The following is an 18970-nucleotide window of genomic DNA, read 5'->3' as shown; positions in this document are numbered from 1 at the left end:
CTTATCCGTTTAGGTTAATCATTACAGCTTCTTTCTACACATTTCCATTCGGTACCGTTATAGAGCTTTACGCATTTATCCTGAATATCATACAATAGCATCCCTTCTTTAGGATCAGCAATAGCATCCCCTATTTGTGGAGTCTGGCTCACGTGCTGAACTCTTGTAATTACAAAACCTTTATTTTTTGATTCCATGGCAAGAAAACCATTGGGAACATTTTCAGGCCATGCGTTTGCTTTCTGCTGTACTGTAATTCCGAATTTGGTAAAACCATCAGGAGTTCCCGTAGCACCCGGCTTTGTACAGAATGAATCTAATTCGTTAATAATTGTAGGAGCATTACCACACACATTTTTATCATCTGACAACCCAGTTGGCCATAAAGACGGACATGTAGCAGAGGTAGCATTGGGACCACAGAAACTTGATCCTCCGGCACCAAGCCCTACAACAGACCCCATAGCAATTGTCACAATCTGACTATCATCACTAATTACAGACCCATTTCCTCCTCCACTTACATCTGCCTTTGCAATACAATACGCTTTAGCATTAGGAGCGCCCACATATTTAACGGATGGATAGGTGGTTGACTGCTGGGTAAATGTCCCACATATCTCCACCGCACTCCAGCTACCCATTTCAATCATAGAAGTTCCGGTATAAAGACCTCCAAAACTGGGATCCCCCTGAATAACAGATCCTGTAAGAGATATAAAAGCTTTTGTTCCTAATTTGATTTTTGAATCTACCTTAGACCCGAACGTTCCAATAGTAATAGATCCGGTAGATATAACACTAGCCCCATCATTAATCTCCAGGTCTCCCATTACCTGAATCCCTGAAACCTGAAATTGTCCGGATTGAACGATAAGAGTAGCTCCATTAGGAATGGTAACACCGCTTGCCATGGTATAGTTCCCATTGATACAATATGTATTTCCGCTTGTCATAATCTGCCCGGTATAGGCCGTGCATTGGGCACTTACTACCCCATAAAAAGCGAGCATTAATAAAAAAATGATTTTTTTATAAATTTCGAAAAAATTTAAGCTATTCATATGTATTTAAGTTAAATTAACAAATTATTAGCGATTTAATATCAATTATATAACATTTTAATATCGCCGCAAGCCTAATCAACAATTAACATACCAAACTTCATTTAATCATTAAATACCAATACCATAATGCATAAAAATTGATATTTATTAAATAATATTTTTTTACAACATATAATTTGGAAACAAGTACTAAAAATCGAAAAACATTATTTTATTGATATAAAATTAACACATATCCAAGGTATTTTTTCATGTTATTTAAAATTTCAATGTTATTATCATTATTATTGATTTTTATGCAATAAAAAAAAGCAAGCTCACATTTGTGAATTTTGTTAAAAAACAAAATTATAAGTATTTTATTCGCAATTATTAACAATAACATTAAAGACATCATCTATACCACCCCGATAGTTTTAAACTATATATACTTTTTATAATTTTAAAAATCAAAATAATAGATAATCTACATCACTGTTTGCGGTAAAAATTAACATTAAAAAGCGTAAATTTGCAACATGAATAACGAGACCATTTGTGCGCTGGCTACGGCTAATGGAATAGGTGCTTTAGGCATTATCAGGGTATCTGGAGACAATGCCTTACCCATAGTTCAAAAGTGCTTTCCTGCAAAAAAACTGGAAAAACAGAAATCCCACACCATTCACTACGGATATTTTATGGATGGAGAAGAAGCTATTGATGAAATCATGCTTTCTATTTTTCTGGCTCCAAAAAGTTTCACTACAGAAAACTCTGTGGAGATTGCATTTCATGGTTCACCACACATTGGAAAACGTATTCTTGAAACGCTTATTAAAAACGGCGCCAGAATGGCTAAGGCAGGAGAATTTACCCTTCGCGCCTTTATTAATGGAAGAATTGACCTTTCCCAGGCAGAAGCTATTGCTGATGTTATTGCTTCTGAAAATGAAGCTTCCAGAAAGGTAGCAATCAACCAGTTAAAAGGTGGAATTACCAATGAAATTTCGTTATTAAGAACCGATCTTCTTAATTTTGTTTCTTTAATTGAGTTAGAATTAGACTTTGCAGAAGAAGATGTGGAGTTTGCGGACAGAACTGCATTGAGTGGGTTACTAGATAAAATAGAACTCAAATTAAATTCTCTTATTGAAAGTTTCCAGTACGGAAATGCCATCAAAAACGGAACTGCTGTAGCCATCATTGGAAAACCTAATGCCGGTAAATCTACATTGCTGAATGCCCTACTGAAAGAGGAAAGAGCTATTGTAAGCAATATTGCGGGAACAACAAGGGATACCATTGAGGAGGTTCTTCATATTAAAGGTCATGCATTTCGATTGATTGACACAGCAGGTTTACGTGAAACGGCCGATGAGATTGAAGCCATTGGAGTAAAGAAAGCCAAGGAAAAGGTTGAAAATGCTGAAGTTTTGATTTATCTAATCGACACAAAAAGCAAAGACCTGGATGAAGACTTCAGATTAATCCAGGAACTTGAAAGAGACAACCTACACATCGTTATCTGTTTAACCAAAGCTGACCTGCATGAGGGAGAATTTGACAGCTCCAATTTATTCACCAACCTTGCAGCCACGCTTAAAAATGAGTTTTCCTTTATCAGTATTTCTGCAAAAGCGAACTGGAATATGGAAGAATTGAAAGATGAATTGTTTGCTTATGTTGAGGAACTAAAATCATCAGAAAACAATGTAATTATCACCAACCAGCGTCACTTTGAAGCATTACAAAAATCTTTGGATGCTGTAAATAGGGTAAAAGAAGCTATTTCTTCCCAAATTTCTACAGAACTTCTAGCCTACGAGTTAAGGAACGCACTGGAACACCTTGGAGAAATCTCAGGAGAAGTAACGAATGATGAAGTATTGGGGAATATTTTCTCTAAGTTTTGTATCGGCAAATAGAACACGTAAACCACTGATAAACAACAAGTTGCAAGTTTTAATATTATTTATATAACGTATTGATTTAATGCAACTTATGTAATTTTGAAGTTTCGAACGCTCAAATTTTTGTCCCTTTTCTTGTCCCCTTGGCATAAAATCACAAAAATTTGAGCAAAAGAAAATAGAATGGTTATAGAATTTCATGGTCTAGTATACTCTAATGAGTATTAGATGGTCTTTAAAGATGACTATTGTATTCTATATACTCTTAATTTGGAGAAATTATTTTTTTTACAAACTCCATCGCTTGACTATTTTTAAAAATTGTAATCAATTTAAAAATTTCCAATTTCATCTGGATGAGCTAAAAAACTAAATTTTAGAATTATTTTTCACAGATTGACCTCTTCTTTGGGATGAATTTTGTATCCATTTAATTGTATTGCCCTGAATAAAGGAGTATAATGACATCCCTAATGCCATTATTGAAGCCTATGGTCTGAATAAGTATTTTTTTTAGACTTAAAAAATCTGATTATGAGCTCAAATATCAGAATTGAAAGAGTCTGCCAATATTGCGGTACAAAATTCATTGCCAAAACTATAGTTACCAGATACTGTAGTCACACCTGCAATAGAAAAGCCTATAAACTCGAACAAAGAAATAAAAAAATAGATTACACAAGGTATGCGGTTCGAAATATTGAAGAACTAAAGTACCAATCTATAAGTCCTCCGATATACCTTACGGTAAAAGAAACTTCTGCAATATTAAAATGCAGTACAAAAATGGTCTATTTCTTAATCACGACAGGCCGTTTAAAAGCTATCAACCTATCTGTGAGAAAAACAAGAATTAATGTATTAGATCTAGCACTAATTTATTAGAATCAATAACCTCCAAAATAGAGCAAAATTGACTTCATAATACTTTTGAGGACTCAATAGCTTTTGCTATAAGTCAATTTGACAAAAGACAACTATAATCTAATCCCTAATACCAAGATCATGGCAAACGTTACCCTACGCCATAAACCGATAGGTAAAGGAAGAAAAAGCTTGTATTTAGACATCTATCCCCCTATCCAAAGTGAAACAACCGGCAAGCCGCTTAGAAAATTCTATCTTAAATTATACATTTACAATCGGCCAAGATCTGAGACTGAAAAAATCCATAATAAACAAACCGTTTCATTGGCTGAGCATATACGTGCCCAGCGACAAATTGACCTTGATAACGCTGATTATGGATTTCTAAATAAAACAAAATTTAATGCCGATTTCATAGAATTTTTTCAAACAGAAGCTGACAAAAGACCAGGATCAGTGCATTGGAGTATGGCAGTTGCCTATTTTAAAAAATTTGTGGGTAACGTATTTCTATTTAAACATCTTAATGAAACACTCTGTGAGGCCTATAAAAATTATCTATTATCTTCCCCTGCGGTTGGGCGCTCAAAAAGAAAAATTCAAAAAAATACAGCGTCCACTTATTTTTCAAGATTTAGATCCGTCCTTAAAAAAGCCTATAGGAATAAATACATTTCAACAGATCTCGGAAATGCCATTTATAATATCAAAATAAATGATACCCATAGACCTTACCTTTTTAAGGATGAATTACAAAAAATGGCCGATTCTGAATGTAGCTCCCCAATTGTTAAGAAAGCAGGCCTGTTTTCTGCATTAACAGGGCTTCGCTTTTGCGATATTGAAAATCTAAAGTGGGGAAATATACAGGGAACTCCCGGTAATTATTATATACTATATAAGCAGAATAAAACTGGAAAGGCAGAATACTACCCTATTTCAGATGACACCCTTTCGCTATTGAATCCTCATGGTGAATATGATGCAAAAATTTTCGAAGGCCTAGCATATTCTGATGTAACCAAATTCCTCCCCGGTTGGCTTAAAAATGCTGGAATAAAAAAACATTTTACATTCCATGGTTTCCGTCATACATTCGCAACGTTGCAACTGACATCCGGCACAGACATCTATACTGTATCAAAATTACTGGGTCATAAAGATGTTAAGACTACAGAAGTGTATGTGAGAATTGTAGATGAGTTGACAAAAGAGGCTTCAGAAAAAATTAAGTTAGATTTGAATAAGAAAAATTAAAATATCAGTTTCTTTCTCGTATTTTTTAAATTTCATCCGATATTTTAAATCCCTTATAACAACAGCACTTAAAGCCAACAATACTTCTATTCCTCATAAAGTGGAAGCTCAGGAAGCTCTATTCTAGTTGATTGTTCTTGAATATTTTGTTCAATCTTAAATCTTATTTCTTCAACCTTATCACTAGAAAATATCTCTAATAAAATTCGCTCATCAGTAGTACTAAACTGATCAGTAGTCATTATTCCTCTTTTTAATAACGCAAGATATTCGCCTCGATTTAAAGTTCTCCCTAAAACTTTTGCTAAATCTATAATAGACGATGGAACACCTAATTCTAATCTTAAAAGTAATTTGGGAATTCTTTCTGTTAGCTTAATATCTGGTTTTAAAATCTCAGTTATACCGGCAATAATAGGAAGGACATCACAAGCTCTTGAAACTATACCTCGTATTGCACCTGCAGCAGAGTTGTCTCGGTTGTGTTGCATAAGAAGAGCCTCCATTTCCACCAATTGCATATCTGTTACCCAAAGTAGGCAAGCCATCGTTTTCTTTGACTTAGATGTAGTTTCAATATTATCCTTTGAATATCTTGAAAATGCATTTATCAACTGGGAAGGAATTCGCTGTCTTTGTATGGCGTCACTCCATGTATGTGGCTCTTTATAAATACTTTTTTTGTTTATAGGCATATATACCTGCTCCAGCTCTGTAGTAAGCTGTGCTATTCCCAATAATGCAGGATCAGAAAGGGAATCCGAAGGAATTTGTTGCAATGTACCAATGATACGAATAATTGATTCAACTTCAATTCCTGAATCTCCTGCTATTTTTCCTATTATAGTGGTATGAAAACAGCTTTCATTATCCATTTCTATTAGCTGATGATAAGTAAGTTCATTTAACGCATCATCAATGTCTCTAGAACTCCAGTCCCAAGTGTTATATTTTATTTTCTCTTGATAAGCCCCAAAACTTTCTGTTAAAAATCCAATAATTTCAGACCTGCTCATTCCTCTTTTAGACTTGGATGCAGCCAATACTCTTAACACTAATGAGCGACTATCTGTGTTCTTTGAAACAAAATTAGACTGCATGTCTTCTGGCCTTCCCAAAACATAGTCTTGCCAGTAAGTATGTTCTGCGATTGAAGTTGTTGCAATCAAAAAAGAATATCCTCTATCAGCAAATCCTAATCGACCTGCTCGACCTATAATATTTTTATATTCAGAAACTGAATAAGGAATATTACCCGGATGAGTCAGACCAGAAATGATGACCGCTTCAGCTGGAGTATTAACTCCCATAGCTAAAGTTGTAGTCGCTGCAATTATTTTTAACCCTGATTGTTTGCTTCTGAATTGATCCTCTATAACAGATCTTTCCTCAGCGTCAAGATCCGAAATATGAAATGCAACTCCCTTATTTAATGTTTGTATTAGTTTCTGAGTGGAAATAGAAGGGTCATTTTGTGGCAATAAATCGATTGCATCAGAAGCTGGCTGTAAATCTAAATTATTAGCCAAGTACATTGCACAAGCTTGTGCTTCTGATTTTGTCTCTCGGAAAACAATAACGTTTTTGCCTTCGTTGACCAACTTCTGAACCAAAGGGATTATAATATCCTGACTGGATCCCTTCCTAAAACTGGGCCTTATAAGGTTTGTTGTAATTTCATCCCCTGTATCAGATTCAATATATCGGAAATCACCATTGAGCTTTATAATTCCTTCATTTAGAGGAATTGGTCTTTCAGTATGTAATAACAGACGACCACCTAACCATCTTTCTAATCCATTTAAATCACCAATTACTGCGGACAAAGCTATAATCTGAGGTTCAACACCTTCTCTACGCTTGAGTTTTAATAATGTTAATATAAATTCTAAGTTTAAACCTCTGTTTTTATCAGCTATCATTTGAGCTTCATCCACTATGACAGTTCCAATTTGATTAAGAACATAAGGATTAGCTAATATAATGGCTGCAAACTTTTCATAAGTCATCAAGCATATATCATATTGACCTTTCATCAATGGTATAATATCATCAGTAACACTTTCTCCAGTAGCTTTGATTGTTTTAATATCAAAAGATGCATATGTTTCGTCAAAATGCCTTAATTTATCATTTACCAATGCTTTTAGAGGAAGAAGAAATACAGCTCTTTTTCTTTGTAAAACCCCAAATATAGCAGCAAGCTCTCCTACCATTGTTTTCCCAGAAGATGTAGGAGCTGATACTACAAGATGATTACCTGTAAGAATACCATAATCATTAATTGCATCTACTTGTAATTGATTTAATGACGGTATCTTCAGCTTCCATGCTTCTATAATTTCATTGGGAAATCCAAATTCCAGCAAGGATTCGATACTTGAATCCGCCAGTGAAAGGTTTCTTTCTGGAAAAGCTTCTTTGTACAGTTTACCTGGTTTAAAAATAGGGAAGCTAATCTCTTCTGTTATTTGTCCTAACAACATGGGGTTTTGCTCAGCACCTAATTCACCAGCAGAGTTCTTAACACTGGATGTAACATACTCTAGTAAACGGTAAATGCCAATTTTTTGGTCTTTTCTTACCTCATTTGCTCCTTGCAGTGCCTCTAGCAGATGGTAAGTCAATAAACCATGACCTAACTTTCCATTTTCCCATGCAGGTTCGGTAGCCTTTGAGGCAGTTAATATAACCCTGCCACTACCTGAAAATTGTTTTATTAGTTCTTCTCCCGATTTAAATTCTCTTGAAGCAAAATTCACCTCTAATGCTTTTGCTCCCATTCCTCCTGAAAAACAGCAGTCAATAATACATATTAATTGTCTCGCAGGAATATTTTTAAACCATTCTGCTAAAGTATCCAGTGCGATTGTCGTTGAACCTATATCATTAATATTTGTATCATAGGTTACTAATTCATGGGTATTTGTACCATGTCCTGAAAAAGAAAATATTACAATATCGTCCTCTGCACAATTGGATAGCTCCTTAATTCGGTATTCTATCGAATCTCTTGTTGCATTTTCATCGAACATTAAATGAAAATTTCCCTGAAGATTATCAGAAAACAAAGAATATAATGCAACTGCATCTCGTCTTGCGCAAGAAAGCCAATTTATTGAAGGGGATTGAAACCTGTCAATGCCTATAAATATACCGTGGATTTTCATTTATTAATTCAATATAAAGTAATGTATTTAACATATTACTATTCACACAAATATAATGAAAACCAAAATACATTAATTTATTGATTTCTCTCATTTTTTTAAGATTTATTCCTGTTTCCAGACTATTGAGGATATTAAACTAAATATTACCGATGACTAAATTAGATGAAAAATTGTTATAGAATTTTATACCCTCTTTTATAAAAGCTTATCTTTTATAATCTAACCAATGTAATTAAAAACATCATTCCCTAATCTTTTTAAAAACTTTTGTAATTCAATTCATTTTTAAACCAAAAAGCTCTGATAAAATTAGTTTAGGGGTTGAATACATTTATCTTTTCTTCCATTTCCATCAATCATATTCAATCTGTAGTCTTTTCCTTCGATTAATCCGGGATCTGACAGCATCGAAATTAAGTCGATTTCTTTTTCAACAACGGGAGACCCCTCATTAGATGTTCCTAATTTAACTTTATCTTCTTTAGATATTGCAATTATGACCTGTCTATCCTTTATTTTAGCAGCTTCCCGCAAAAGCATTTTTAAATCACCTGAAGCCATAGCATGTTGTCCTGGTTCGTCGAGTACCAAAATACCTAAATGGATTTGAATAGTAAAAATTCATTAATTTAAGACATCAGTTTCTTTCTCATATTTTATTTATGCTTTATCTAAAGATTGTTACTAGTATCCATAAACAATAAACGAAATATTTGTAGTTTAGAAAGGTAAAAAGTGGTTTAAAACACACATGAAATCCTTTTAAAATACTCACCATAAAAAGCTTGCAAAGCTGTTTTGACTGGTTTTGCGAAAGAAGGTAATCAAGGCTGGAGAACTGGGAGGGAGCGACTGAAGTCTCTAATAATTTGCACTTGACATCCCAGAGTTATCAATACGACCAATATCATCGAAGATGTAAATGGAAAAATCCGGAAATACACAAAGAGTAAACTTTCATCTCCTACAATATTATTGTAATTCAATCAATATTTTTGGCTTTGAGCGAAATCTCTAAAAAATGAACAATGCCTATTTATAGTTTGACTTTATTGCAGGTTTACTTTAAATTTAGTAATAGGCTCAAACTTGAAAGAGTTTTTTTAAGTTTTAATCCCATGATACTTTCGAATTTCACTACCATATTTTTGCTTATTTAATTTAAAAGGAACAGTCCCTTTAAACTATGTATTCTACGCAAATGAGTCTAATTTAGCTTTTCTCCTTTCCCAATCAGGCATCATAACTGTCAATAAATCAAAAAAATTCTGATCGTGATGTTTATGTACTATGTGACACAGCTCATGCATTACAACATATTCAATGCATCTTTTGGGAGTATGCACTAATTTGGGATTAAAAATAAGCTTATTCTTTACTGTGCAGCTTCCCCAACGTGTTGGCATGTCCTGAAAATATATGCTTTTTGGTGCCTCAAAGCGTTCGGAAAACTTTTTGATAATAGGCTTTGCAATTTCCGATATTTTATTGGCAGCTTTAGTCTTTAACCATTCCAAAAAAAAATCTCGAGCTCTATCCTTACTTCTTGTAGATACTAAAAACAAATTTCCTTTGTATGAAACTTCTTCCCTATAAGATTTTTCCACTAGAAATTTATATTGACGACCCAGATAATAAATGGAATAACCTGATTTAACTTCATAATCAAAAATTGTAGGTTCAAATTGTAGAAAAAATGATTTTTGTCTTATGATCCAACTCGCTTTTTTCAGAAGCAGTTCTTTTGTCCTATCCAAAGATATTTCGAGTGGTGCAACAACAACAACAGAAGAGTCAGGTAATATTTTTACTCCAACACTTTTGCGCTTTGAATATTTCAATTCAAATTCAATTCTTTCCTTCCCGTACTGAATACTCTCTATCATCTCATTTATTTGCGACTGCGATATCTATTAATTTCCTAGTTAATTTATCAGCTTCTTCTAAAGGAAAATCAAATACATCCATTAGATAATCACCAAAATCTAATTCAATTTTGTTAATAATATCTGTACGTTTATGCCAATCAACTATTTCATAATTTGAAATCAAATCATCAAAAACCTTAGTAATCTCCGTTTCTTTTCCCTCTTTGAACTTTTCCTGCTTTAGTAATTGATAAATAGCTACATTTCTTTCCTTTCCTTTTATTTCGTCGGGAACTTGGTATGATGATCCATTAAGTATCTGATCTCTAAAACCATTGAGCTTTTTAAGAGCCTCCAACTCTGACAAACGATTAGCTCGCATTTCTGCTATAGTTTCAGATATTAACTCTGATAACTTTTTATATAATGCGGGATTAGCATCTATGTTTATGGATAGATATTTAGCTGTAGCCGCAGCAATCTTTTCTGCTTTAGCTCTTGGACCTACAAGCTTTTCTACTTCTTCAGCAAAAGCCTCGGCATCCAAAATGTCCAGTGGTTCAACAAGGCGAATAATCTCTTCTGTAATAACATGTTGATCCAGTAGCTTTTGGAGTTGCTTCTCATATTGTGTAAAACTAACTGTATCTAAATAAAGTGAATTTGCAGCAACTCGGATGCCTGCGTATTTTTTTAAATCATCTTTGTATTGCTGAATTTCTCCCTGCGAAGAGCTATTATGAAAATCTATTGATGATAAGGCTATTTTTAGTATCCTTGCAAAAAGACTGAACTTACTATAAAAATCTTCTCTTACTGCCTGATCTGATAACAAATATACATATTCATCAATATTATGCTCATTAACTACTTGCGTAAAAAGGTTTAGTAAGTCTTTATGTACACGTGGTAATTTACCTACTTCTTCAGATATATTCGTCAAAGATCCTACAATATCTTCAGGATCAAAAGAACTATCACCCGAATAGTTTTCTAAAGCTTCTTTAAGTTCTTCCATGATACCAGCATAATCAATTATAAACCCGTAATCTTTTCCAGGATAAACCCTATTCACCCTAGCAATTGCCTGTAAAAGAGTGTGTTCCCTAAGTTTTCTACATAAATACATCACGACAGTTTGTGGAACGTCAAAACCAGTCAGTAGTTTATCAATAACGATCAACAACTCTATACTTTCCCCCTTTTCATAATTCTGAATGATCGTATTATCAATATCAGGACCGTATTTAGCTTTAAGCAGCTCAAAGTACTGTGTTACTTCTGGAGATTCAGAGCTATGTATATCTTCATTGTTTTCCCTAGTATCAGGCGCTGACATCACAACCTCAGTCTTAACTTTACCAATAAGATCAAAGCACTTTTTATATTTTACAGCTGTTAGTTTATCAGGACATACGACCATCCCTCTAAAGCCAGTGTGTATATCCTCTTCATTATACCCCCAGTTAGATTGAAAATGCTTACTTATATCAAATGCAATTTGATAAATATTCTGCTCCGTTTTTGATATAAGGTTAGCTTGACTCATTTTTCTTTTGAGATCAGCTCGATGCTTCTCTTCAAGATCTTCAATCACCATATTTACAGTATTATCCAATGCTCTTCTATTCACATCTTGAACCGCTAATCTTCCCTCATATAAAATAGGTACAATTGCTCCATCCTCAACTGCTTCAGATATAGGATAAGTATCTATGATTCCTCCAAATTTATTAGCGGTATTCTTCTGCTTTTTCATTAATGGTGTTCCGGTAAATACTATAAAGCAAGCATTTGGCAACACCTTTTCCATGTTCACATTAAATATACCATGCTGCGTTCTATGTGCCTCATCTATCAATACGAATATATTTGGACTAGTTAATTGATTTTCCTCCAGACTCCTTACAGCAGCATCGAATTTATTTATAATCGTTGTAATCACCAAGTCTCCATTTCCTTTGAGTAAACTAACTAATTGTTTTCCGGAACCAGCATTAATTACTTCAATTTCAACTTTCTTCAATGTCGCTGTGATCTGCCTATCTAAATCGATTCTATCCGTTACCAGTATGATCTGGGGATTAGGAACTGCCTCCTTTATTTTACGCGCTAACATAGCCATAGTCAACGATTTACCACTTCCTTGCGTATGCCATACTACACCACCCTTCCTTTTACCATTCCGGAGAGGTTTTATTCTTTCAATTATTTTGTTGATTGAGAAAAACTGCTGAAAACGTGCAATCTTCTTAACCACACCACCTTCAAATAGTATGAAATCTTTGATAATAGACAGCAAACGCTCAGGACTCAACAAGCCATGGATACAGATATCCTGAGCGGTCGGAGCAACGTAATGCTGGTATTTTTCTATGTATGTCGTTCGATCTTTTGAATTTCTAATACCGGGATTTGAAAAAATCTTGTTTTCCACCTCTATGCTTAAAGGTGAATTGACTAAATTATCCAGCAACTCATTGAAATGATTGTCTTTCTCCTTCCAAATCGACCAAAATTCTTCTTTTGTATTTGTTGTTGCATACTTAGACTCAAATAAACAGGTTGATAATAAAATTTGGCTATATACATACAAACTCAAAATACCATTCTCCTGTTGATTTCTTATATGTTGCGAAATAGCTTGTTTTAGCGGATCTTTAATTAGAGGGCTTTTACACTCAATAATAGCTAAGGGTATTCCATTTACAAAGAGAACTATATCTGGCCTATAGCTTTCTTTTCTACCTGTACGAAGTACAGAAAACTCTTCTGCAACATGAAAATGATTATTACTCGGATTATTCCAATCAATGTAATTTAACGTAAAACTTTTTTTGTCGCCTTCAATCGACTGCTCTAGCGCATGTCCAAAAATCAAAAGGTTATAGATCTGATTGCAGGAATGTACTAAACCTTCTGAAAGTGGTATATCTTGAATTTTTTGAATTGCTTTATCAATATTTGCCGATTCAAATTTTGTTCTCTTATTCCCTATTTTAATGTCGTTGATAAACATCAATCTTTCCCGAAGTACTTTTCCCAATATGACATTACTCTCTCTGCTATCGCGGAGCTCAAGAGACTGTTCCTGAGACAAGTAACTATAACCTAAATTTATAAGTAATTTTAGAGCTGGAATTTGTGATGTATTATCTTCTGTAAAAGCCATGGTTTATTGGTTTTAGCACATTGATATAATTATTACATTTTTAAAATGTAAATATTGAAATAAAATTTGACTATATTTTCTTCTGTGGCAAATTACGGAAATAAAAGAGAATTACGAGCAATTTGCTCGTAATTCAAGCTCCTGTAGTTCATCGCAGGGTTTTGAACATTTGTTCTATTGCCCTTTTCTTTTGCTCCATATTAGGATGCACATATAGATTTAACGTGGTACTTATATTTGAGTGCCCCAAAAGGACGCTGACAGTCTTATAATCGCAATTACTTTCTATGCATCTTGTAGCAAAACTATGTCTTAAACCATGAAACTTTATATTCGGCATATCCAGTTCATTCATAAGACTCTTGTAGTAACTTCTGTACGTTCTAGGTTCAGTCGGTTTTGAATCATTTGTAAGGACAAAAAATGATGGATTTACTACCTTCTTAAAAGGTTTTAGGATTTTTAATAGATCTTTACTGATGGGTATTTCACGATTTGAATTTTTAGTTTTTGGTGTATCGATTATTAATTCAGTTTTCCTTTCACCATCTTCTATAAGATAAATCCTCTGAATTGTTTTTCGAATACTTATTATCGCATTATCTGTATCAATATCTTCCCAGCTTAACGCACAGATTTCTCCTATTCTAATACCAGCACTCAAACAAATATAAACACCCAAATTTTTAAATGTAAAATGATCCTGAATATAGTTCATTATCTTTTTCTGATCTGACCTACTTAGAACTTCAATATCATTTCTCTCCCTTTCAGTTGGGAATTGAATATCAAATGGTACATATTCAAAAAATTTCCATTTTGCACCAAATTTTAAAATCATCTTTAGTACAATCAGGATATCCTTAATAGTCTTATGGCTCAATCCGTCTTCCAACTTTTTAATTACAAAACCCTGTACCTCTGACTCTTCGACTATATATAGTTCCCCAAAGATGGGAAGTATATGATTCTCTATCAAAAGTATATAAGCCGAAAAACTTGACTTTTTAACATATTGCTTTTTATCTATTTTCCATAGACCAATAACTTCTGATAGCTTTTTCTGTTGTTTCATTATAATTTTATTTGATTAATAACTCAAAGGAAAGAAATAAAGGAGATTTTATCTTTGGAGTAAGTATATCCTTAAGGTTCCTAATTTGAGATTTCCAGAGTTTACCGACGAATGGCAAAAGAAGAAATTGGGTGATATTTTACAATTTAAAAACGGAATAAATGCGGCAAAGGAACAATATGGCAAAGGAGTGAAATTTGTTAATGTCTCAGATATACTTAATAATGAATTTCTTACATATGATAATATTATGGGCTCTGTTGATATTGACCACACAACTCATACGAGATACTTGGTGGAGTATGGAGACATTCTCTTTCAAAGAAGTTCTGAAACTAGAGAAGAAGTTGGTACCGCTAATGTTTATTTAGATAATGATAGAACAGCGACATTTGGAGGGTTTGTAATTAGAGGAAAAAAAATCGGTGACTACAATCCTACATTTTTTAATAACCTTTTAAAAACGAACTCGTCCAGAAATAGCATAACCTCTAAGTCGGGAGGTAGTACCAGATATAATGTTGGGCAGGAAACTTTGAATTCGGTTGAATTATTTTTTCCACAGATTCCTGAACAAAATAAAATTGCCAGCCTATTGCAATTATTGAATCAACGAATACAAACCCAAAACAAAATAATTGAAGATCTAGAAACCCTAATGAGTAATCTTCGTCTTCAAATATTTAACAAAAAGCTACGCTTAAGAATTGAATCACATAGTTCATGGGAAGAATATATAATTAGCGACATTTTGACTATTGGAAATGGAAAAGATCATAAACATTTACAAAAAGGGACAATTCCTGTATTTGGTACTGGAGGAATTATGAGGTTTGTTGATGGCTTTCTCTACGATGGAGAAACAGTATGCATCGGACGAAAAGGAACAATCGACAAGCCACTGTATCACAGTGGAAAAATTTGGACCGTAGATACCTTGTTTTACACATACAATTTTAAGAATTGTATTCCTAAGTTTGTATTTCATCTTTTTAAAATAATAAATTGGCTTGCATACAAAGAAGCGTCTGGCGTTCCCAGCCTCTCAAAATCCACTATTGAAAAGATAAGAATTCAAATACCATCCTTAAATGAGCAGGAATCTATTGTAGCAATTTTAGGTAGCATTGAAGAAAAAATACAGGTAGAACAAAGGGTTTTAAAACAATTTATTCAGAACAAAAAGTATCTGTTATCACAGCTGTTCGTATAATACTATACAAACAGCTGTGATAATAATTTTTTTTTCTGTTTCTCTGTAACCTCTAATATGCACTTCTCAAGTACAATTTTTTTATTAATTGCTGAAAGAAAATTAACAATTTTTTTTTGTTCTAAAACTGATGGTATCATAATAGTTATTGATCCAATATCTGAGCTATTAACAGCAGTAAAGGTACTTCCCTGTTCAAGTGATTTCCACTTCATCTCAAAATATTGTAAAAATTGATACACATATTCTAATTGGGTATTCCCTTTAGTCTTTATTGAGCAAACACCTCGTCCAATACAAGCATTATGTTTAGATCTAGCCACATACCCAACAGGTGCTCTTACAGTTAACAATATGTCACCAATCTCACAAAACTTTGTGGGCTTACTTGTATATTGCCTAGGCTCAGAAACTCTATCAACAATATCAGCGTTTCCTTGTATGAGTGGATAACCAACATTTTCCAAGTTATATGAAGATGATTCTGGCGATTGCCCCATGTTAATATTTACAACCTCTCTTAATTTCATTTCTTTCCACTCATCGTACGAAAAGCCCATTTCATTTTTAAAAAAAAGATCACGTTCGAAGATTTTTTTTGCAAAACTAGATTTCAATACAATTAATTCTCTAAGTATTTTGTTTTGGGTTTGTATTCTTTCATCAAGTAGCGTCAGAAATCCAGAAATTTTCTGCTGCTCATTGAGCTCTGGCAGAATTATATGAAGAGAAGATAATTGACTTGAATATAAATGAACTACTGAAATACCCTGTGCTAAATTAGCTATTTCCCTTTTCTTCTTACTATTTAGATAATAGGCCAAAAAAACCCCATTAATATTATTGGATTTGATGATATTCAAATCTCCCCCTAAAGCAATACCAGACTTTAAAATACAAGAAGCTGTTGCAATATCAATTTTTGTTTCTCCAGAAGCGGGAATGATGACATCATTCTCTTCACTTAGAATTAAATCTGATTTATTAATATTTGTTTTTGATTTTATATCAATGATAACCTCTTTATAATGCGTATATAGTTCACCATACCTTATGCACTCAGTTATCCCTGATCCATCAATATCGCTTTTAGAAATTCCCTTTCCTTTTGAAAAAACAGCAATCTCACCTAATTTTTTGACTTCCCATTCCCCATTAAACTCTGGAAATCTCAAATTAGGAACCTTACTTACTTTTAACTCTTTATCCGCCATCTCGATCATTTAATTTTCTTTAGTAAAAACATTAAGGATTCAAATAAATTAAAAATCAAGACCCAGCTCTTTTAAATAACCTTCAATCTCCCTGTCCAATTCATCTCTTTTAGCTTCCAAAGATTTGATATCCTGCATAACAGCTTTAATATCTACCTCCTCTTCTGCTTCAAAAGTATCAACATATCTTGGAATATTAAGATTGTAATCATTCTCGATAATTTCATCCAGCGTTGATACATATGCAAATTTATCCTCTAAAACACCCACATCAGTCATCTCATCGTGAAAGTGCGAGAAAATGTTTAAAATACGTTGAATATGTGAGTCGCCCAATGAATTTTGGTTTTTACCGGGTACAAATCCTTTACTTGCATCGATAAACAGAACTTTTTGCTTATTAACTTTTTGCTTATTAAAAATAACAATTGCAGCCGGAATACTTGTTCCAAAAAATAAATTTGAAGGTAGCCCTATGACTGCCTCAATAAGGTCTTCTTCTAAAGTTTTTGCACGAATTTTTCCTTCTGCCGCACCTCTAAACAATACACCATGGGGAACTACAACACCAGCCTTCCCTGTATTATTCAAAGATTCAAGCATATGGGAAATAAATGCCCAGTCCCCCTTTGATTTTGGTGGCACTCCTCTCCAAAAACGATTATAAGTATCATTTAACAACTCGTCCGCACCCCATTTATCCAATGAAAACGGAGGATTTGCTACGACCGTATCAAACAGCATGAGATTGTCGCCATCTTTATGCTTAGGATTACGTAAGGTATCTCCCCAACGTATTATTGCACTATCATAACCATGTAGATACATATTCATTACAGCCAGTGCCCATGTGCTCCCATTAGCCTCCTGTCCATAAAGCGAGAAATTATTATCACCAACCTCTCGTCCAGCCTTGATCAGCAATGATCCCGAACCACATGTGGGATCGTAAATACGTGAACCAGATTTTGATTTAGTTAATTTAGCCAATAAAGTAGAAACTTCCGCCGGCGTAAAGAACTCTCCTGCTTTCTTACCTGAATCAGAAGCAAAATTCGCTATTAGAAATTCATAAGCTCCCCCTATGACATCATTATTCTCCAGATGTGACGATGAAAGATTCAAAGTGACAAAATCATTCAAAAGATTTCGTAATCTTGTTACCTTACCCTTCGCATCACCTAAATTAGAGCTATTGAAATCAATGTTCCTGAAAATATTTGAACCATCTTGTCCTCCGAGTTTCTCCCTGTTAGCCTCCTCCAGCTCAGCAAGAGCATGGTTGATCATTTCACCAATTTTAGGATTATTACGGTTTTCATATAAAAAATAAAAGCTTGACTCATCTGGAACTATAAACCTCTCTCTCTCCAATGCTCTTTTAACACGGTCCACATTTCCATCATATTTCCTCCCATATTCTTCTTTTTTTTCAATGAATACATCTGTAACATATTTTAAGAATAGCATAGTCAGGATATAATCTTTATATTGAGAAGGATCAATTGTTCCACGGAAAGTATCACATGCTTTCCATACTGTATTATTGATATCTTTTTGAGTTACTTTACTGCTCATTTTTTAGTTTTTTATATGTTACGGTGTTGATGAAATTTTCTTTTAGAACAATCAACCTTTTCTGAAGCACAATTTGCTCTTTTTTTAATGAATCTAAGTGTATGATCTGCTTTTGGGTTGCAAAATTAGGAATAATAATATCTAATTCCCCCAATTCCTGTTTAGTGATCGACGGCATCACCTGGGTATTCATTTTTGAATCAAAAATCTTCAGTGTATCCGGATGATTTAAATACCATACCAAAAATTCAGGTAAAACTTCTGGACTGGCTATGGTAAGCACTAGAAAAGAAGCACTTGCGATTGTATAGGAATACTCATTCTGGAATCTAGCGGCAAAAAAACGCCTTCCTTTCGAATTGAACAAAATCTCATTTTCCTGCAAGAAATTTTTTTCAATAGCAGGTTTAATCAAAACATTTGCTTCAAGATCTTTTCGTAAGACCCCGTCATCGCTGTAGTCCGAGGTACCGATCATTCTAACATAGGCATCAGTCAATTGATCCTCGTCATTATTAACAGTTTTGGGCACTACCATCCCAGACCGGATATTGACAATGTCTGACAATTTAAACTTTTTATTCATAGCAATTT

The 18970-nt window shown here is 33.8% G+C and carries 13 protein-coding genes; 4 read left to right on the top strand and 9 right to left on the bottom strand.

Going from position 1 to position 18970, the window contains the following annotated elements; translation table 11 throughout:
- Positions 1 to 14: 14 nt before the first annotated feature.
- The gene (locus C7D53_RS04930; RefSeq protein ID WP_162926082.1) at positions 15 to 1013 is read right to left on the bottom strand and encodes a hypothetical protein; all 999 of its coding nucleotides are present in this window, start codon (positions 1011 to 1013) and stop codon (positions 15 to 17) included.
- A gap of 572 nt (positions 1014 to 1585) precedes the next feature.
- Here C7D53_RS04930 and mnmE point away from each other — a divergent pair.
- From mnmE to C7D53_RS04920, 3 genes are all read left to right on the top strand, one after another.
- Positions 1586 to 2974, top strand: coding sequence for a tRNA uridine-5-carboxymethylaminomethyl(34) synthesis GTPase MnmE (mnmE, locus tag C7D53_RS04925; RefSeq protein ID WP_106915246.1), 1389 nt, complete (start codon positions 1586 to 1588; stop codon positions 2972 to 2974).
- 519 nt (positions 2975 to 3493) lie between these two features.
- A complete protein-coding gene (locus C7D53_RS21230; protein WP_123910834.1) occupies positions 3494 to 3844 on the top strand; it encodes a helix-turn-helix domain-containing protein in 351 nt (116 codons plus the stop codon).
- A gap of 120 nt (positions 3845 to 3964) precedes the next feature.
- Positions 3965 to 5083: a site-specific integrase gene (locus tag C7D53_RS04920; protein ID WP_162926081.1), complete on the top strand. Its 1119-nt coding sequence runs from the start codon at positions 3965 to 3967 to the stop codon at positions 5081 to 5083.
- An 86-nt stretch (positions 5084 to 5169) separates the two neighbouring features.
- Here C7D53_RS04920 and C7D53_RS04915 read toward each other — a convergent pair whose 3' ends face one another.
- The 5 genes from C7D53_RS04915 to C7D53_RS04895 form a co-directional block, all read right to left on the bottom strand.
- Positions 5170 to 8253 (bottom strand): DEAD/DEAH box helicase, encoded by a 3084-nt coding sequence (locus tag C7D53_RS04915; RefSeq protein ID WP_106915244.1) that lies wholly within the window; start codon positions 8251 to 8253, stop codon positions 5170 to 5172.
- 312 nt (positions 8254 to 8565) lie between these two features.
- The gene (locus C7D53_RS04910) at positions 8566 to 8847 is read right to left on the bottom strand and encodes a hypothetical protein (protein ID WP_106915243.1); all 282 of its coding nucleotides are present in this window, start codon (positions 8845 to 8847) and stop codon (positions 8566 to 8568) included.
- A gap of 602 nt (positions 8848 to 9449) precedes the next feature.
- On the bottom strand, positions 9450 to 10142 hold the full coding sequence (locus C7D53_RS04905) for a M48 family metallopeptidase (RefSeq protein ID WP_106915242.1): 693 nt from the start codon (positions 10140 to 10142) through the stop codon (positions 9450 to 9452).
- 1 nt (position 10143) lies between these two features.
- The gene (locus C7D53_RS04900) at positions 10144 to 13296 is read right to left on the bottom strand and encodes a type I restriction endonuclease subunit R (RefSeq protein ID WP_106915241.1); all 3153 of its coding nucleotides are present in this window, start codon (positions 13294 to 13296) and stop codon (positions 10144 to 10146) included.
- Between the two features lie 148 nt (positions 13297 to 13444).
- Positions 13445 to 14371, bottom strand: coding sequence for a tyrosine-type recombinase/integrase (locus C7D53_RS04895; RefSeq protein WP_106915240.1), 927 nt, complete (start codon positions 14369 to 14371; stop codon positions 13445 to 13447).
- 85 nt (positions 14372 to 14456) lie between these two features.
- On the opposite strand from C7D53_RS04895, the gene C7D53_RS04890 reads away from it, so the two are divergent.
- The gene (locus C7D53_RS04890; RefSeq protein ID WP_106915239.1) at positions 14457 to 15584 is read left to right on the top strand and encodes a restriction endonuclease subunit S; all 1128 of its coding nucleotides are present in this window, start codon (positions 14457 to 14459) and stop codon (positions 15582 to 15584) included.
- A gap of 2 nt (positions 15585 to 15586) precedes the next feature.
- Here C7D53_RS04890 and C7D53_RS04885 read toward each other — a convergent pair whose 3' ends face one another.
- The 3 genes from C7D53_RS04885 to C7D53_RS04875 are packed head-to-tail and all read right to left on the bottom strand — an operon-like array spanning position 15587 to position 18962.
- Positions 15587 to 16798: a restriction endonuclease subunit S gene (locus C7D53_RS04885; protein ID WP_162926080.1), complete on the bottom strand. Its 1212-nt coding sequence runs from the start codon at positions 16796 to 16798 to the stop codon at positions 15587 to 15589.
- 48 nt (positions 16799 to 16846) lie between these two features.
- Positions 16847 to 18376 (bottom strand): type I restriction-modification system subunit M, encoded by a 1530-nt coding sequence (locus C7D53_RS04880; RefSeq protein ID WP_106915237.1) that lies wholly within the window; start codon positions 18374 to 18376, stop codon positions 16847 to 16849.
- The gene (locus C7D53_RS04875; RefSeq protein ID WP_106915236.1) at positions 18366 to 18962 is read right to left on the bottom strand and encodes a restriction endonuclease subunit S; all 597 of its coding nucleotides are present in this window, start codon (positions 18960 to 18962) and stop codon (positions 18366 to 18368) included. Before C7D53_RS04875 ends, C7D53_RS04880 begins: the two co-directional genes overlap by 11 nt.
- Positions 18963 to 18970: the final 8 nt, after the last annotated feature.

It is taken from the genome of Chryseobacterium aurantiacum (assembly GCF_003020585.1).
In the GTDB taxonomy this organism is placed as follows: Bacteria; Bacteroidota; Bacteroidia; order Flavobacteriales; family Weeksellaceae; genus Chryseobacterium; species Chryseobacterium aurantiacum.
The sequence above is the reverse complement of the archived record's forward strand: the minus strand, read 5'-3'. Positions and strand labels throughout refer to the sequence as shown.

What these genes read in the sequence shown, in the direction of transcription:
- C7D53_RS04885 (WP_162926080.1), bottom strand. Translation starts at nt 16,798, where the DNA reads ATGGCGGATAAAGAGTTAAAAGTAAGTAAGGTTCCTAATTTGAGATTT.
- C7D53_RS04915 (WP_106915244.1), bottom strand. Translation starts at nt 8,253, where the DNA reads ATGAAAATCCACGGTATATTTATAGGCATTGACAGGTTTCAATCCCCT.
- C7D53_RS04920 (WP_162926081.1), top strand. Translation starts at nt 3,965, where the DNA reads ATGGCAAACGTTACCCTACGCCATAAACCGATAGGTAAAGGAAGAAAA.
- C7D53_RS04875 (WP_106915236.1), bottom strand. Translation starts at nt 18,962, where the DNA reads ATGAATAAAAAGTTTAAATTGTCAGACATTGTCAATATCCGGTCTGGG.
- C7D53_RS04930 (WP_162926082.1), bottom strand. Translation starts at nt 1,013, where the DNA reads ATGCTCGCTTTTTATGGGGTAGTAAGTGCCCAATGCACGGCCTATACC.
- C7D53_RS04900 (WP_106915241.1), bottom strand. Translation starts at nt 13,296, where the DNA reads ATGGCTTTTACAGAAGATAATACATCACAAATTCCAGCTCTAAAATTA.
- C7D53_RS04905 (WP_106915242.1), bottom strand. Translation starts at nt 10,142, where the DNA reads ATGATAGAGAGTATTCAGTACGGGAAGGAAAGAATTGAATTTGAATTG.
- C7D53_RS04880 (WP_106915237.1), bottom strand. Translation starts at nt 18,376, where the DNA reads ATGAGCAGTAAAGTAACTCAAAAAGATATCAATAATACAGTATGGAAA.
- C7D53_RS21230 (WP_123910834.1), top strand. Translation starts at nt 3,494, where the DNA reads ATGAGCTCAAATATCAGAATTGAAAGAGTCTGCCAATATTGCGGTACA.
- mnmE (WP_106915246.1), top strand. Translation starts at nt 1,586, where the DNA reads ATGAATAACGAGACCATTTGTGCGCTGGCTACGGCTAATGGAATAGGT.
- C7D53_RS04895 (WP_106915240.1), bottom strand. Translation starts at nt 14,371, where the DNA reads ATGAAACAACAGAAAAAGCTATCAGAAGTTATTGGTCTATGGAAAATA.